The organism is Streptomyces sp. NPDC090021 (assembly GCF_044748225.1).
Classification (GTDB): domain Bacteria; phylum Actinomycetota; class Actinomycetes; order Streptomycetales; family Streptomycetaceae; genus Streptomyces.
The window spans coordinates 1-14,889 of record NZ_JBIVFO010000048.1 but is presented as its reverse complement, the minus strand read 5'-3'; the positions used below and the strand labels follow the sequence as shown (position 1 = coordinate 14,889).

Sequence of the window (14,889 nt, the reverse complement as noted above, 5' to 3'; positions counted from 1 at the left end):
GTCGGTGCGCCCCGGGCAGGAGCAGGTCGTGCGCACCCCGGGCGAGGCCCGCGATGCAACCCGGGCCGGAGCCCGGCGGGTATCCCGGGCGGGAGTCGACCGGTTCGGGCCGTCCGCGGCGGCCGGAGCCGGCCCGGAGCCGGCCCGAGGCCGACCGGTCGGGGCCGTTAGTGTCGGCCGGGAGCCGGGAGCCGGGAGCCGGGAGCCGGGAGCCGGGAGTCGGGAGCCGGGAGCCGGGAGCAGGTGGCCGGGAGCCGGTGACCGGGGGCCGGTGGCCAGGCGGCGGGGGCGTCCGCTCAGCAGCCGAGCGGTCCCCTGTCCGGCGTTCCGCACTCCGCGTCGCCGCCCCGGGCGACCGCCGTGCAGAGGGACCCCTCCACCTTGCCCAGCAGGCGGCCCAGCTCGGCGCGTTCGGCGTCGTCCAGCGCCTCCAGGGTCTGGCGCTCCAGCTCGCCCCACGCCCCGCGGACCGCCATGAGGAGCCCGCAGCTCGCCTCCGTCGCCTCCACCAGCGAGGCGCGCCGGTCCGCCGGGTCCGGGCGGCGCCGCACGTGGCCGGACTGTTCGAGTCGCTGGAGCATCTTGGTCACCGTGGACGGGTCGAGCCCGACCGCCTTGATCAGCTCGGACTGTCGCACGGCCCCGCTGTCCCACAGGTGCATCATCAGGAACTCCTGGCCCGGGTGCAGGCCCAGCTCCCGCAGGAGGCGGCCGGCGACGATCCGGTGGAGCCGGGCCACCCGGCTGATCGCGTGGCTCACCGGCCCGTCCAGTACGGCGCCGGGCACGGTCGGGCACTGCGTGGGCGTGCCCGGTTCCTGGGCGGCTTCCGCGGTCATGGGGGCGCTCCTCCTGGGTGGGGTGGGGCGGGGTCCGGTGGGCGGGTCCCCGCCCGGACCGTCGTCCGCTCCGCCGATTTTACCCGCCGAGCAGATTTTACCTTGGCCGACCAAGTAATGAGGTACGCTGCTTCCCGCGGCCATTAATTGGCCGACCAAATATCTGTGGAGGCAAAGATGACCAGCGCTTTCGATCCCGTCCGCCTGGCCGGGAGCACCCTCTCCAACCGGATCGCCCTGGCGCCGATGACCCGCAGCCGCGCAGGGGAGGGCGGTATCGCCACCCCCCTCGTCGCCGAGTACTACACCCAGCGCGCCTCGGCCGGTCTGATCATCAGTGAGGGTGTCCAGCCGTCCGTGGTCGGGCAGGGTTACCCCTTCACCCCCGGCCTGCACAGCGCCGAGCAGGTCGCGGCCTGGCACGAGGTCACCGATTCCGTCCACACGGCCGGCGGGCGGATCTTCGCCCAGCTGATGCACTCCGGCCGCATCGGCCACCCGTCGCTGCTGCCCGACGGGCTCGTCCCCGTGGCCCCGTCGGCGGTCAGGCCTGCCGGCCAGTTGTTCACGGGCGAGGGCATGAAGGACTTCACGACCCCCCACGAGCTGACCGGCGACGAGGTGCGGGCGACCATCGCCGACTTTGCCGAGGCCGCCCGCAACGCCATCGAGGCGGGCTTCGACGGCGTGGAGCTGCACGGGGCCAACGGCTACCTGATCCACCAGTTCCTGGCCCCGGGCTCGAACCTGCGCACCGACGAGTGGGGCGGCCCGGCCGGGAACCGCATCCGCTTCGCGGTCGAGGTGGTCAAGGCGGTCGCGGCCGCGATCGGTGCCGAGCGCACGGCCCTGCGCATCTCGCCCGGGAACCCGTACAACGACATCTCCGAGCCCGACGCGCAGCCCGTCTACGAGGCGCTGGTCAAGGAGATCGACGGGCTGGGGCTGGCCTACCTGCACGTGCTGGAGTACGGCCCCGAGGTGCGGGAGACCACCCTCGCCCTGCGCAAGCAGTTCTCCGGACTCCTCGTGCTGAACCCGGCCACGGAAGGCCCCACCGACCACCGCGCCCTCGCGCTCGTCGAGGACGGCACCGCCGACCTCGTCGCCTTCGGCGCGCTGTTCCTCGCCAACCCCGACCTGCCGGACCGCCTGCGCACCGAAGGCCCGTACAACACCCCGGACCCGTCCACCTTCTTCGGGGGCGACGCCCGCGGCTACACGGACTACCCGACGCGCTGAAGGACGTCATCGTGGCGCGCCGCAGTCACCGCGGCGACCGCCGGGCGGGATCAGCCGCGGTGGTGGTGTCCGCGGCGGCCCCGGGCAGCGGTGTCGACGACGTCGCCGATGACGAGGCCGGAGCGCTCGCGGCGGTGGTCGCGGCGGTGCTCGCGGTGGTCGGCCGGCGGAGCCGCCCCCCGTGGGGAGACGGTCACGTGGTCCACCCGCACCGGATGCCCCGGCCGCGCGCCCGGCCCGGACCGATCCGGGGAGTCCCGGGCCACACGGGAGTGGACGGTCCCGGAACTCCGGGCCGTCCGGCGGCGGAAGGCCTCACGGAGCGCTGTCGTCCCGTTCGCGTTCCTGCCGGAGCTGCTCCGGCAGGTCCCCGAGCCGGGCGAGGCCCCGGACGGGGGCGGTGCGTGCGTCCTCGTTGCCCCTTCCCGGATTCCTGGCCTTTCGGACGCACCCCGCCGATTCCTGGTCGGCGCCGCATCCGTTCGTCGTGCTCCGGTCGAAGAGGGAGCGCAGGGGTGTCCCCGAGAGCGGCGGACGCCTTCCGACCGAGGGGCGGAGGCTCGATGGGAGGACCCGGACGGTGGCAGGTCGCGCCCGACGCGGGGCGACCGTACGGGCGCGCCTGCGCGCACCTCGACCTCCTGGAGAACGGGAGGGCGGCTCCGGCGGCACCGTCCGCCGGATGCTCGGGGTGCCTGCCGCGCAGGCTGTCCTGGATCAGACTGCGGCAGTGCGTGACGTGTGGATACGTCGGTTGCTGCGACAGCTCCAGGGGTCGCCACTCCGCTGCGCACCACGCCGCGAGCGGGCACCCTGTAGCCGTGTCGCTCGCACCGGACGAGGAGTGGGCCTGGTGCTTCCACGACGAGGTCTTCCTGGTCCGGGCCGGGCGGAACGCCGAGGACCCGTCGGCCGGCGGGACACGGTACTGACGGGAGGTCCCCATGGAAACGAACGGCACGGACAGGGCGGCGACGGAATCGGTGTGGGAGTACCCGCGCCCACCGCGGATCGAGCCCGACCCGCGGCACGTGGTGGTGCGGCACGCCGGAGTGGCGCTGGCCGATTCCCGGCGCTGCCTCCGCGTCCTGGAGACCAGCCATCCGCCGGTGTTCTACATACCGCGGGCCGACGTACGCATCGAACTCCTCCGGGTCTCGGAGCACCGGAGCGTGTGCGAGTGGAAGGGCACCGCCACCTACTGGCGGCCCGGTCCGGAACTCGGCGCCCCGCCCGCGCCCGACATCGCCTGGAGCTACGAGGCCCCACGGCCCGGCTACGCGCCGATCACCGGCCATCTGGCGTTCCACGCCGACCGGGTCGAGGCGTGCACGGTGGACGGAGAACGGGTCCGGGCCCAGCCGGGCGGCTTCTACGGCGGGTGGATCACCGACGAGCTCACGGGCCCCTTCAAGGGCGTGCCCGGGAGCCTGGGCTGGTGAGCGACCCGGAGGTGGCGCCATGACCGAGAAGACTCCCCCCGCTTCCCGCAATCCCCGCAATCCCCGTACTCCCCGCATGACGACCGGAGCCGTGGCCAGGCGCCTGGGGGTCTCGCCCACCACCCTCAGGTCCTGGGACCGGCGCTACGGCATGGGACCGGCGGTACGGGACGGCGGCCGGCACCGGCGCTGGACCTTCGAGGACATCGCCGTCCTGGAGGACATGTGCCGCCTCACCACCTCGGGAGTACCCCCGTCCGAGGCAGCAGGTGTGGCGCTGTCCCGGGCGGACCGGTCTCGCGCGGCGGAGCCCGAACCTGCCCCCGCCGCCGGAGCGCGTCGGGCGGTCCGCGGTGCCGGACCGCGTGGCGGACCGGGTGGCGGACTGCCGCTGGGGGACGTCCGGCAGGAGTTCCGGGGCCTGGCCCGGGCGGCGGTACGGCTGGACGGCCCGGCCATGGACGAGGTGCTGGCCGCTCTGGTGCACGGCCACGGCCTGGTGGCGGCCTGGGAAGAGGTCGCGGCGATGAGCAGCAGCCCGACCACGACGGAGACCGTGCTGAGCAGTCCGTTGGTGGACAGGCCCGCGACCTGGCGGCCCGCGGTGTCGAAGGCCGACAGGCTGCCCGCGAAACCGAGGCAGCCGAACACGAGGAGAAGGAGCCCGCACAGGGCCGCCCCGAACCGGTAGAACCGGTTCAGCGGGTGGTCGACGGGCAGTTCGTCACGCAGGCGCACGGGGCCCTCCTGGAGCATCACGGTGCACGGATCCCGAGACCCCCACGGTCACCCGCCCCCGCGAGCCGGTGCAACTCGCAGTGTTTCTGCATCGAAAGGCCCGCTGCCCGCCACCTGAACGGCGGGCAGCGGGCAGCGTGGTACGGGACCTAGCGGCGGGCGTCGACCACCGCGAGGAGCTTGCCACTGGTCGGGCTGCGGTCCAGCGAGGCGCCGTCGACGGTTTCCACGACCAGGTCCAGCAGCCGCTCCGCCACCGCCTCCCGGAGCTCCGGGTAACCGGCCAGGAAGACCTCCCGCAGCCGCTCCGGATCCGTCGCCCCGGCGCGTTCCACCCGTACGGTCAGCCGCTCGCGCGCGTCCGTGACGTCGAGCCGGATCTGCAACTCACCCCGGTGGCCGCCGCGTTCTGCGGCCAGGTCCAGGAAGCGGCGCTGGTTGAGGAAGTACGTCGCCACCCGCATCACGTCGCCCGTGCGGCCCCGGAGCTCGAAACGGGGAGCGAGGCGGCCGCATGGACAGCGGCCCGGGACCTCCCGGCCCAGGTCGCCGATCACATAGCGGCCCAGGTTCTGGCCGCGCCGGGCGTGCGTGGTGAAGACCAGCCTGCCGGTCTCGCCCGGCGTCACCGGCCGGTCCTCGGCCAGGTCCAGGATCTCCATGGTGTGCAGGTCGGCGTGCAGGTGGTGGACACCGCCGGAGCTCTCGGTGCACTGGTAGCCCAGCGGCCCGAGGTCGGTGCTGCCGTAGGTGATCGAGCGGATCACCTCGATGCCGAAGGTGTCCTTCAGGGTGCGCTGCTGCTCCTGGGTGAAGTGCTCGCCGCCGTAGAAGACCTTGCGCAGGCCGCCGTACGCGCGCAGGGCGTCCGCCTCCGCGTGCAGCAGCTGCCACAGGTAGGAGGGCATCCCGAAGAGGGTGTCCGCCCCGTGGTCGATGAGCGCCTGCGCCGTCGCGCGGTGGTCGGGGCCGGCCGACAGCGGCAGCTGCACCCCGCCGAGGCGTTCCAGCACGGAGAAGAAGCTGATGAAGCTGCCGTACATGGCACCGCAGTAGAAGAGGTTCGCGGTACGGTCCCCGACCGGGTCGTAGCCGGCCGCGAGCAGGCCGCGCGCGGCGGCGTGCATCTGCGTGTCGTAGTCGTCGTAGCTGAAGATCGACAGTGCGGGCGCCCCGGTGCTGCCGCCACTGCGGAAGTACAGCTCGGCATCCGCGCGCGCCACCCGCCGGCCCGGCTCCTGCACGTCCTCCTTGCCCAGCAGCGCGCCCGCCGGCGGCGGCAGGACGACGGGCCGGGCCAGGTCGTCCAGGCAGGCGGTGGTGGCGAAGACGGCCGGGTCGGCCTGCACCGCGACACGGCGGCTGTAGCGCTGGAGGGCGTACACACCGTCGTGCGGCTCGCCCGCGTAGCTCTCCAGCATGGCCCCGACCGGTGTCACCCGGGTGACACCCGCGGCCAGGGCGATGCGCGACAGCTCGGCGATGTCGGTCCGGCTGCCCGCGATACCCGCGGTCTGCAGGTAGCGGCGCATCGGGCGCAGAGTGGTGATCATCCGCTTCCGCGGCAGCGGCTTGACCCACACGCTGCGGTGCAGCGGCGAGGCGGTGAGCGGGGACCGGGTGTCGGCCATGACCCGCCACGAACCGTCGGGCGCGGCGAACACCCGGGTCAGGCCGAGGTGTTCCTCCAGTCGGGCCACCAGTTCGGTGGTGGTCAGCTCGGCCGCCTCCGCCGGGTCCGGAGCGGGCGCCGACACGGGGCCCACCGCCGGCGGCCGTGCCGCGAGCACGGAGGCGAAACGCTCGGCGAAGGCGAACACCTCGCCCTCGTCCTCGGTGTCGAGGTAGACCACCTGGGGGCTGGAGCAGGCCTGCTGCTCGTGCAGGCACACGTCGTCCGCGAGGGCGCCGAGCGTCACGGCGTCCGACCAGGCGTCACTCGTCAGGTAGGCGAAGGAGATCCGGTGCCCCCACTCCACCAGCCGGCAACCGGCGGGCACATGGGCCGCCACGCCTTCCACGGCACCCTCCCCGCCCCATACGGCGACGGCGTCCGCGGGCGCGCACATCAGGCGCAGCCACTCCTGCCGGGACGACGGGAACCGCAGGACGACGATCCGCGCGGCCAGCGCACCACTGGGGTCCATGGCCGCCAGCTCGGCCATCAGGTGCTGCGTGAACAGGGTGTCGGCGCTGCTGGTCTTCAGCACGTTGACGTTCCCGGCGAGCAGGCCCTCGATGATGCTCAGCGGCGCCACGGTCGCCGCGTTGCCCGGGGCTATGTGCGCGACCAGGCCGACGGGCGCCCAGGCCTCGTAGACCGTCTCGCGCGGATCCGCCCGGTTCAGCCGGCCCGGAGCCGTGCCGCCCAGTTCACGGCGCAGCTTCCGGGTCAGTTCACGTCGCCCCAGGAGGGCGCCGAGCTCGGCCAGGACCGCCGGGTCCTCGCCCTCCGGCAGGTGCGCGGCGAGCCGGCCGTGCACGGGGTGGGCCGGGTCGCGCAGCGCGGCGGCCAGGGAGTCGCAGGCGGCCAGGACGGTTTCGGTCGCCAGCTCCGTCGACAGCGCGGCCTCGACGGCCGCCGGCAGCTCGACGAGGCGGCGCCCGGCCTCCTCGTCGCCGACGAAGGAGCCCTGCCAGTAGTGGTGGTGCACGCTCATGGTCACGCCATTCCCTTCATCAGTTCCGCCGCGGCCACGGCGCAGCTCCGGTTGCGGCTCACCCCGGCACGGCCGTGCACGGTGAACCAGGGGGTTTCCAGCTCGCACCCGCAGTCCTCGCCGGGCCGCAGGGAGGCGAGGTCGCCCATGACCACGCTCTGTGCCGGTACCGAGGTGATGTACGGCGACACCAGGTGCAGGTAGCCGCGTTCTCCGTACGGCAGGGGCTCCAGGTTCCGGGTGGAGCGGATCGTCACCCGGGACCAGACGGGGGCGTGCAGCCGGTGGTGGTCGCACTCGATGTACGGGATGCAGTGCTCCACCGACCCGAAGGTGTCCCGGATCCGCTCACCCGGGATGCCGAGCTGCTCGGTGACGCGGGCGTACAGCTCCTCCTTCTCGATGCGCCGGTCGGCGTGGCCCTTCCAGCCGCCGCCGAGGACGACGAGCGAACCCTCGGGCAGGCGCAGCGGCGCCATGCCCATGGCCCGCATCCGCTCCAGCGTGAAGAAGAGGAAGGCGGGGAAGCCGAGGATGCGGACCGGGGCGTCCTCCCGCTCGAAGCGGCGCAGCGCGGCGATGCAGCCGAAGGGGTCGAACTCGTGGTCGCCGCCGGTGTTGCGCAGTGCGTACTCGACGCTGCGCGCGGGGGCGAAGTCGCACAGGTAGTTGTCGGTGAACGCGGTGCCCAGGTTCAGCGACGGGGCCGGCTCGTAGCTGTAGAGGAGGTAGTTGACCTCCTGGTCCGGGGTGATCCAGCCGTTGCGCTCGAAGATCCGGGCGACCATGCGCTGGGCGGATCGGATGGTCCAGTGGTCGAAGAACATCTGCGACTTCTGGCCGGTGGTGCCCGACGAGGTCAGGTGCAGTTCGACGTCCTCACGCGGGATGGAGAGCACCTCGTGGCGCTTGAAGAAGTTCGCGTGGACGAGCGGCGTGCGGTACGGCTCCGCCGGGGGAGTGGCCTCGTACAGGGAGCGGAAGAACGGGGAGCGTTCGGTGTGCCAGGCGTTGGTCTCCGCCATGGCGGCGGCGAACAGCTCGTCCACCGCGGGGCCGTGGGCGTAGGGGTCGGTCAGGTCGCACAGCCGTTGCACGTGCGGCAGGAGGGCCGGGTCGGGTACGGCGACCGGCGCGAGATGGGGGTTCATGCGGTTCATGGGGCAACCTCGGATGGTGTGGGCAGGTGCGCCGACGCCCAGGCCGACGCGTAGCAGTCCAGGTAGGGCTGGAGGGGCGGTTCGACGGCGACGCCGCGGAAGTCGATCCGCTCGCTGGAGCGGGACAGGACGGCGTAGTCGTGGAAGCCGTCGCCGTCCGCGCGCATCGCCGGGTAGAGGGCTCCGGCGACGAACCCCTGGGCGAGGAAGGCCGAGAGCGCCTCCTCGTGGGCGAGCGGCACCAGCGCCTCCACGTAACCGGCGCCCGCCCGGGCCAGGGCCCGGGTGACGGGTTCGAGGTGCGCGGCCGCGGCCGCCGGGTCGGGGTGGGCGGTCAGCAGGGAGCAGTACCCACCGGCGCGGTTGAGGTACGCGTACACCTCGAACCGGCCGTCCTCGGGCGTGAGCAGCACGTTCGGGGTGTGCAGCGGGTAGAACCAGCCCTCCGCGCCCGGGAACCGCTCCCGGAAACGGCGGCGTACGAACGCGGGCGCCTCGATCATCTCCAGCCGCTCGACGCCCCCTTGGCCTCCGGGTGCCGGGCGGGGCCGGCCGGCGGCGGCGCGCACTCCCGGGTAGCCGATGCCGAGAGCGTCCCCGGCGGTCCGCAGCAACGGCAGCAGAGCGGCGGGAACTTCGGTGACGGGCACCCGGCGGTCGAGCACACCGGGGGAGTGACGCGCGTAGAGGGCGAGGCTCTCGCGGCTGCTGAGATCCACCGCGTTGGGCAGGATGCCCAGCGGGCGGAACCCGTTGCGGGCGACGACCCGCTGCGGGCCGGAACCGACGGTACGGACAGTCGCGTACACCGAGTCCAGCCGGCCCGTGTCCAGCATTTCCGCGCAGAGCGCCTCGGTCAGGGCTGCGGCCAGACCGGCGGAGCGGTGCTCGGGGTGCACGGCGATGCCCTCCAGCCGGGCGATGCGGCTGCCGGCCTCGCCGTGGATGGCGGCGGACGCGCTCAGGGCCCCGGTGGCCGCGCAGCGGGCGACGAGCCACAGGGAGTGCGGGTCCGCCATGAGCAGGGCCATCTCGGCCGGGTCCGTACCGAGCGCCACCGGGTAGTGGGGGCCGTAGACGGCGTAGTAGAGCTGACGCAGTTCGGCGATGTCCGCCCGGGTGGCCGGGGCGATGACCGCGGTGCCGAGGGTGCTCACCGGGCGCCTCCCGAGGTGTGCGGTTCCGCCGGGGGCGCCGGTTCGGGCGTACGGGTCCCCGGCAGGGCCAGCGCGCAGGCGGCGGGCAGCAGGCCGACGCCCTGGACCAGACACAGCGTCTGCGGGGAGAGGACGTCGCCCGCGGAGCCGAACACCAGGGACGCCACCGGCAGGGAGGCACCCAGGACGGCCTGCATCACGGCGAAGAAGCCGGGCTTGTCGGCGGTCGGCACCAGCCGCTGGAAGAGGGCCACGAAGCGGACGCTGACGGCCCCGGCGCACCAGCCGGCCACCACCAGGCAGCCCGCGACGACCGGGCGGTGCGCGAACAGGCCGGGCAGCGCCAGGGCGAGGGCCATCAGGCCCAGGCAGCACGCACCGGCGACCGTGGGCCGGCCCGGCACGCGGGTGCCGGTGAAGGCACCGATGAGCGCTCCCGTACCCAGCGAGGCCTCCAGCAGGGCGACCGTGCCGCCACCGCCCCCGAGGACAGAGCGGGTGTAGAGCGGGATCACGACGAACACGGCCGCGGTGAAGAGGTTCGCCGCGGTGAAACAGACCAGGATCCGGCGTACGTGGGGCAGTTCACCGAGGATGCGGCGGAGCGGGCGCCGCGCGGGAGGTTCGTCCGAGCAGGCCGCGGCAGGCGCCGGGCGGCGGAAGCGCGCGCTCGCGACGAGGACGGCGGCGCCCGCGTAGGCGGCCGCGCAGCCGGCGGCCAGCCAGGCCATTCCGGCCCGGTCGACGGTGAGGGCACCGAGCAGCGCTCCGCCGAGGCCCGCGAGCGACTGGGTGGACAGCTCGAAGCCGGTCGCCGTCTCGATGTCTGCGTCGTCGACGAGTTCGGGCACCGACGTGGTCAGGCACGGGTCGAAGAACGCCTGGCAGGTGGCCAGGGCGAGGCCGGCGGCGTACACACCGGCCAGCGGCGGTCCACCGCCCTGCGCCCACACCGCGAGGGCACCGGCCGTGGCCGCGGCCAGGCCTGCGGCGGTCCGCAGTACCGAACGGTGGGCGAACCCCGCCACGGTGCGGGCCACCACGGGCGCCAGGACCACGGCGGGCAGGGTGCAGGCGGCCATGAAGAGCCCGGAGGCCAGGCCGCGGGCGTCGCGCACGGCGTAGGCCACGATCCACCAGGAAACGCCGACCTGGAACATGCGCACGGCGGCCTGGGTGAGGACCTGGCCCAGCCACACGGCGGCGAAGGCGCGGTTGCGCAGGATCAGCGGGGCCCGCCGGGCGGAGCCGGCCGGGCCGGCGGCCGCGGTCTCGGTTGCGGCGGCGGGCGTGGGTGCGGAGGAGGGTGCCGGGGCGGTCATGCCGTCGGCCTCTCGTCGAGGACCCGGACGAGCTTGCCCGAGCGCGGGTTGACGGCGAGGTCGCGGTGGCGCGCCCATTCCACCGACACCGGGTGCACGAACCCGGCGCGCACGCTGTCGGGGTACAGCGGCCGTACGGTCTCCAGCTCGGCGACGACGGCCCGGGCCAGTGCCTCCCGCCGTTCGGCGTCGCGTTCGCCGCCCGGGGCGGTGGCCAGCCGCAGGACTAGCCCGTCGCGGCCGTCCCAGCGGCGGACGACGAGCTGCATGCCCACCACGTGACCGGCGGTGTCGGCGGTGGCCACGGCGTCCTGGGCGTCCTGCGTGTAGAGGGACACGGGGCCGACCCGTACGCCTTCCTCGGCTCGTCCGAGGATCCGGAAGTGTCCCGGTCCGGTGCCCGTCCATTCGGCCCGGTCGCCGGCGGGGTAGCGGATGATCGGCATCAGACGGCGGAACAGGCTCGTGACGACGACCCGGCCGGGGCGCCCCGGCTCGGTGACGGGCTCGTCCGTGGTGTCGTCGAGGATCTCGACGGCGGAGTACGGGGTGAAGGCCCGGTGCACCCGTGCGTCGGCGCCCGCAACCGGGCGGCCGAGCAGGCCGGCGTCGACGCTGGCGTAGCCGACGGAGCGGGCCTCGGCGCGGGGGAACGCGGTGGCCAGCAGGCGCCGCTGGTCGTCGAAGAGCGCCTCACCGCCGAAGAGCAGCAGCTCGACGGAGTCGAGGCGGACACCGGAGGCGACGACCTGTTCGGCGAGCCGGCACAGGGTGGTGGGAGTGCCCGCGAGCACCTGCGCCGCGAGATCGCGCAGCGTCGGGATCGTCGACTCCAGCGGTGCGCCGCCGCCGATGGGCAGACGGACGTTGTCCACGGGCGCGTGGGCGAGCGAGTCGAGGACGAACAGGAAGCTGGCGTACAGCTCCCCGGCGTAGAAGAGGTCGGCGACGCGGTGCCCGGGGCGCAGCCCGGTGTCCACGAGGCCCTGCCCGAAGGAGGTGACGAAGGTGCGCCACTCGTCCCGGGTGTAGACGGAGAACTTCGGGGACCCGGTGGTGCCGCCGGTCTTGTAGACCGTGGCCTCGCTGAGCGGGCCGGTCAGTACGCGGCTGTCGTGCAGGGTGTTGGCCGCCCAGAACGCCTCCTGGTCGACCACGGGAAGGTCGGTGAGCCGGTCGGCGTGCGCCGGCAAGGACGCGTAGAGGTCCCGGTAGAAGGGCGAGTTGTGACGGGCGAAACGTATGAGGTCCGAGAGCTGCTGGGCGGACATGGGCCTTTGCCTAGGTGACGGAAGTGGGACGGGAGCCACGGCGGGGCACGGCGAGAGCAAGGCTCGCCTGCCGCATCTGCCGGTGCGAACGGGGGACCCCCCGGCGCCCCCGCCTCCTCGACGCACGTCGAAGCTGACGTGCAGTCACGATGATGAAACATCAGTGCGCAAGTCACCAAATTGAGCGAATATTCCCGGCCATTGTGGCAACATTCAACAATTTTTGCGGCACGGGCCGTTCCGCGTCAGTTGTCCAGCAGCCGCCACGCGGTGAGGGCGAGCCCGGCCCGCAGGAGGCCTGCGGGGTGGGTGAGTTCGATGCCCAGGATCTTCGTGATCTGTTCGATCCTGCGGGCGACGCTGCTGTGGTGCAGGTGGAGGCGGTCGGCGGCCCGGCGCAGGGAGCCCGTTGCGCAGAAGGCGTCCAGGGTCTCCAGGTCCTCCGGATGGCGCGCCAGGCGGGCGATCGCGGCCACGTCGTGGTTGGCGCGTGCGACGTCCTCGGGTATCTCGGCCAGCAGTGCCAGCGCGCCCAGGTCGGCGTGGCGGACGACCGGTCGGCGCTCGGCCGTGAAGCGGAGGGCCGTCCGGGCCTCCCGCCAGGACATGACGGGATTTCCGGCGGTGCCCACGCCCGCGCGGACGCCTGCGGGTAGCAGGTCCGGGGCGATGGCGTCGGGGGCGGCGGTAGCGGTGCCGGTGGCGGCGCCGCAGGTGTCCCTGGAGGCGCCGCCGGCGTCGGTGTGGGCGGCGACCAGGATGATGCCGGCGTCGGTGAGCGGGGCCGCCTTCGCCGGGCGGCCCGGGCAGAGCAGTGCGGCGACCCGGTCCAGCGGAACGTCCGACCGCACGGCGACGGCGCGTACGGGCAGGTCCGGGGCGAAGCCGAGCAGCCGCAGCGCCCGGGCCCGGCCCGCCTCGTCGCAGTCGGAGCTGACGGCCAGTTCCACGAGGGCGGGGTCGGCCATGGTGGTGCGGGCCGGGCCGTACCGTTCGAGGACCGCGGCGGCGGCGATGGCCAGCCGGTCGAGCAGGACGTCGTCGAGCGGGTGGGGAGGGCCGCCGCGCTCCAGCCAGACCGCGCCGACCTCCTCCTCGTCCAGGGTGATGGGCACGGTGGTGGACGCGGATCCGGGCGGGGCGGCGGCGTCCGTTCCGTCGGGCGAGGCACGCACCATGCGCCCCGTACCGTGGAGCCGGACCCCGGCCACGCATTCGGCCAGCCCCGCCGAGGAGCGGGCCAGCGCGGGCAGATCCACCCGCCGGCGCATCAGCGTGTCGTAGAACGCGACGACGCGGATCGCCCCTTCCGCGTGCGCGTCCAGTTGCGACAGTCGTGCGGCGAGTGCCTCCATGCCTGGAGGATAGGCCGCCCGAGCCGTGCGGGGGCGGGCCCGGCGGGCGGCTGTTGCGCAGGGTCAGCGAGGGGCGAGGAGGCAGAACTCGTTGCCCTCCGGGTCGGCCAGGACCCTCCAGGAGATCGCGGACCGGTCGAAGCCGGGGTCGGTGGCGCCCAGGGCGCGCAGCCGGGCTTCCTCTGCCGCCGGGTCGTCGCCGTGGTAGGGGCGGATGTCGAGGTGCACGCGGTTCCACCCGCTCTTGGTGTCGGGGGTGCGGATGAACTCCAGGTAGGGGCCGATGTCTTGGGCGGAACGCATGGTCACCCGGTCGTCGGTGACCTCGTGGAGCTTCCAGTCCATCGCCGCGTCCCAGAACCGGGCCATCGCCCGCGGGTCGGCGCAGTCGACCACGACCGCGGCGATCGGCCCGGTGTCCTCGTAGACCGGACGGGGTTCGAGAACACAGAACTCGTTGCCCTCGGGGTCGGCCATGACGGTCCAGGGGACGTCGCCCTGCCCCACGTCGGCGAGCGTCGCACCCAGCTCGCGCAGGCGCGCGACCAGCTCCACCTGGTGGGCCGGGGAGGTCGTGGCCAGATCGAGGTGCACCCGGTTCTTCACCGTCTTGGGTTCGGGGCGGGCGACGAGGTCGATGCAGACGGCGCTGGGGTCGGGGTAGGCGAAGCCCACGGGTTCGAGGTTCGTCACGCCGGGCCCCTCGCTGTCGATGCCCCACCCGAGCGCCTCCGCCCAGAACCGGCCGAGCGCCGAGTCGTCCTGGGCCTTCATGTTGATCTGCACGAGTCGCGTAGCCATGTCGAAGATCCTAAAGGCTTTCGCAGGTCAGGGCCACGGCTTAACGGGCCGTGCGGGGCCCGTCAGGAGAAGGCCGGGCGGGAGAGAGGCCGGGCGGGAGAAGGCCGGCGGGAGAGGGGCCGGCGGGAGAAGGTCCGGCGCCCCACGGGCTGTCGCCACCGCACGCGACCGCGCCCGTGGCAGACTCGGCCCTCCGGCCCGGCCGCCGCGCAGCGGGCGGGACGCCCCACCCCGATGAGCAGCCCGTGGATCAGCCGCGCCCGCCGCCGGCCGCGCCCGATTCCGGGCCCGGTCCCGCCGGAGGCCCCGTGCTCCGCCGCCTCGCCCACCCCTGCCACCACCGCCCCCACGGCACACGGGCCGTCGCCCTCGCAGTGGCCGGCCTGGCGCTCCTCCTCACCGCGGCCACCTCCGGCGCGGCGGCCCCCGCCGTACCCGGCCCTGGGGCGGCACCCCGTACACCGTCGGCCGCGGCGCCCACGACCGTCGTGCCCGACACACCCGGCAGCGCGACCCCCCTCTCGGGCTACGCCGTCCAGTCCACGGCCAAGGTCACCGACACCGCCGAAGCGGTGTCCAGCCCCGGCTATCCCGCCACCGGCTGGTATCCCGCGGGCCCCCGGTCCACCGTTCTCGCCGCACTGCTCGCCGCCGGCCTGTACCCGGACCCCTTCCACTCCACCGGGCAGAAGCTGATCCCCACCGCGGACTTCACCGTGCCCTGGTGGTACCGCTCCGACTTGACCCTCACCGACACGACGGCCCGCACCCACCTCGACCTCAGCGGCGTCATCTCCGCCGCCGACATCTACCTCTGATCTTGCGCAGCGCTCCGTCCTTTAGGGCGGAGGTGAAGCGCATCCTTGGCCCGGAGGCGCGAAGCGCCGGAGTTCGCTGCGCCT

General features: G+C 73.9%; 13 protein-coding genes and 2 pseudogenes. 5 read left to right on the top strand and 10 right to left on the bottom strand.

From position 1 onward, the window contains the following. Window positions 1-296 precede the first annotated feature (296 nt). The gene (locus ACIPXC_RS30060) at window positions 297-839 is read right to left on the bottom strand and encodes a MarR family winged helix-turn-helix transcriptional regulator (RefSeq protein ID WP_401624362.1); all 543 of its coding nucleotides are present in this window, start codon (window positions 837-839) and stop codon (window positions 297-299) included. 177 nt (window positions 840-1,016) lie between these two features. Between ACIPXC_RS30060 and ACIPXC_RS30055 the strand changes: the two genes are divergently transcribed. Beyond that, window positions 1,017-2,081 (top strand): alkene reductase, encoded by a 1,065-nt coding sequence (locus tag ACIPXC_RS30055; RefSeq protein WP_401624360.1) that lies wholly within the window; start codon window positions 1,017-1,019, stop codon window positions 2,079-2,081. A gap of 50 nt (window positions 2,082-2,131) precedes the next feature. On the opposite strand, the gene ACIPXC_RS30050 is transcribed toward ACIPXC_RS30055, so the two are convergent. Continuing rightward, on the bottom strand, window positions 2,132-2,278 hold the full coding sequence (locus ACIPXC_RS30050) for a hypothetical protein (protein ID WP_401624438.1): 147 nt from the start codon (window positions 2,276-2,278) through the stop codon (window positions 2,132-2,134). An 18-nt stretch (window positions 2,279-2,296) separates the two neighbouring features. On the opposite strand from ACIPXC_RS30050, the gene ACIPXC_RS30045 reads away from it, so the two are divergent. The 3 genes and pseudogenes from ACIPXC_RS30045 to ACIPXC_RS30035 all read left to right on the top strand — a co-directional run. Then, window positions 2,297-3,013 (top strand): UBP-type zinc finger domain-containing protein, encoded by a 717-nt coding sequence (locus ACIPXC_RS30045; RefSeq protein WP_401624434.1) that lies wholly within the window; start codon window positions 2,297-2,299, stop codon window positions 3,011-3,013. Window positions 3,014-3,025: 12 nt separating this feature from the next. Next, a complete protein-coding gene (locus tag ACIPXC_RS30040; RefSeq protein WP_401624358.1) occupies window positions 3,026-3,523 on the top strand; it encodes a DUF427 domain-containing protein in 498 nt (165 codons plus the stop codon). A gap of 19 nt (window positions 3,524-3,542) precedes the next feature. Then, window positions 3,543-4,043, top strand: a pseudogene (locus ACIPXC_RS30035) (MerR family transcriptional regulator); the annotation flags it as partial. Between the two features lie 35 nt (window positions 4,044-4,078). Here ACIPXC_RS30035 and ACIPXC_RS30030 read toward each other — a convergent pair. The 8 genes and pseudogenes from ACIPXC_RS30030 to ACIPXC_RS29995 all read right to left on the bottom strand — a co-directional run. Continuing rightward, window positions 4,079-4,279 (bottom strand): annotated as a pseudogene (locus tag ACIPXC_RS30030) (DUF4383 domain-containing protein); the annotation flags it as partial. Window positions 4,280-4,410: 131 nt separating this feature from the next. Next, window positions 4,411-6,921, bottom strand: a complete 2,511-nt coding sequence (locus ACIPXC_RS30025) for an acyl-CoA reductase (protein WP_401624432.1) — start codon at window positions 6,919-6,921, stop codon at window positions 4,411-4,413. Window positions 6,922-6,923: 2 nt separating this feature from the next. Next, complete coding sequence (locus tag ACIPXC_RS30020) at window positions 6,924-8,072, bottom strand: acyl-protein synthase (RefSeq protein WP_401624430.1); 1,149 nt, start codon at window positions 8,070-8,072, stop codon at window positions 6,924-6,926. Between the two features lie 5 nt (window positions 8,073-8,077). Further along, on the bottom strand, window positions 8,078-9,238 hold the full coding sequence (locus tag ACIPXC_RS30015) for a GNAT family N-acetyltransferase (RefSeq protein WP_401624356.1): 1,161 nt from the start codon (window positions 9,236-9,238) through the stop codon (window positions 8,078-8,080). Next, the gene (locus tag ACIPXC_RS30010) at window positions 9,235-10,560 is read right to left on the bottom strand and encodes an MFS transporter (RefSeq protein ID WP_401624354.1); all 1,326 of its coding nucleotides are present in this window, start codon (window positions 10,558-10,560) and stop codon (window positions 9,235-9,237) included. Before ACIPXC_RS30010 ends, ACIPXC_RS30015 begins: the two co-directional genes overlap by 4 nt. Then, window positions 10,557-11,831 (bottom strand): phenylacetate--CoA ligase family protein, encoded by a 1,275-nt coding sequence (locus tag ACIPXC_RS30005; protein WP_401624352.1) that lies wholly within the window; start codon window positions 11,829-11,831, stop codon window positions 10,557-10,559. Before ACIPXC_RS30005 ends, ACIPXC_RS30010 begins: the two co-directional genes overlap by 4 nt. 245 nt (window positions 11,832-12,076) lie before the next feature. Next, a complete protein-coding gene (locus ACIPXC_RS30000; protein ID WP_401624351.1) occupies window positions 12,077-13,186 on the bottom strand; it encodes a helix-turn-helix domain-containing protein in 1,110 nt (369 codons plus the stop codon). 63 nt (window positions 13,187-13,249) lie between these two features. Further along, window positions 13,250-13,987, bottom strand: coding sequence for a VOC family protein (locus ACIPXC_RS29995; protein ID WP_401624349.1), 738 nt, complete (start codon window positions 13,985-13,987; stop codon window positions 13,250-13,252). Between the two features lie 308 nt (window positions 13,988-14,295). On the opposite strand from ACIPXC_RS29995, the gene ACIPXC_RS29990 reads away from it, so the two are divergent. Then, on the top strand, window positions 14,296-14,805 hold the full coding sequence (locus ACIPXC_RS29990) for a glycosyl hydrolase 2 galactose-binding domain-containing protein (protein ID WP_401624347.1): 510 nt from the start codon (window positions 14,296-14,298) through the stop codon (window positions 14,803-14,805). Window positions 14,806-14,889: the final 84 nt, after the last annotated feature.

Coding starts and splice junctions, on each gene's coding strand:
- ACIPXC_RS30060 (WP_401624362.1), bottom strand. CDS start 839: ATGACCGCGGAAGCCGCCCAGGAACCGGGCACGCCCACGCAGTGCCCG.
- ACIPXC_RS30055 (WP_401624360.1), top strand. CDS start 1,017: ATGACCAGCGCTTTCGATCCCGTCCGCCTGGCCGGGAGCACCCTCTCC.
- ACIPXC_RS30045 (WP_401624434.1), top strand. CDS start 2,297: ATGCCCCGGCCGCGCGCCCGGCCCGGACCGATCCGGGGAGTCCCGGGC.
- ACIPXC_RS30040 (WP_401624358.1), top strand. CDS start 3,026: ATGGAAACGAACGGCACGGACAGGGCGGCGACGGAATCGGTGTGGGAG.
- ACIPXC_RS30025 (WP_401624432.1), bottom strand. CDS start 6,921: ATGAGCGTGCACCACCACTACTGGCAGGGCTCCTTCGTCGGCGACGAG.
- ACIPXC_RS30020 (WP_401624430.1), bottom strand. CDS start 8,072: ATGAACCCCCATCTCGCGCCGGTCGCCGTACCCGACCCGGCCCTCCTG.
- ACIPXC_RS30010 (WP_401624354.1), bottom strand. CDS start 10,560: ATGACCGCCCCGGCACCCTCCTCCGCACCCACGCCCGCCGCCGCAACC.
- ACIPXC_RS30005 (WP_401624352.1), bottom strand. CDS start 11,831: ATGTCCGCCCAGCAGCTCTCGGACCTCATACGTTTCGCCCGTCACAAC.
- ACIPXC_RS30000 (WP_401624351.1), bottom strand. CDS start 13,186: ATGGAGGCACTCGCCGCACGACTGTCGCAACTGGACGCGCACGCGGAA.
- ACIPXC_RS29995 (WP_401624349.1), bottom strand. CDS start 13,987: ATGGCTACGCGACTCGTGCAGATCAACATGAAGGCCCAGGACGACTCG.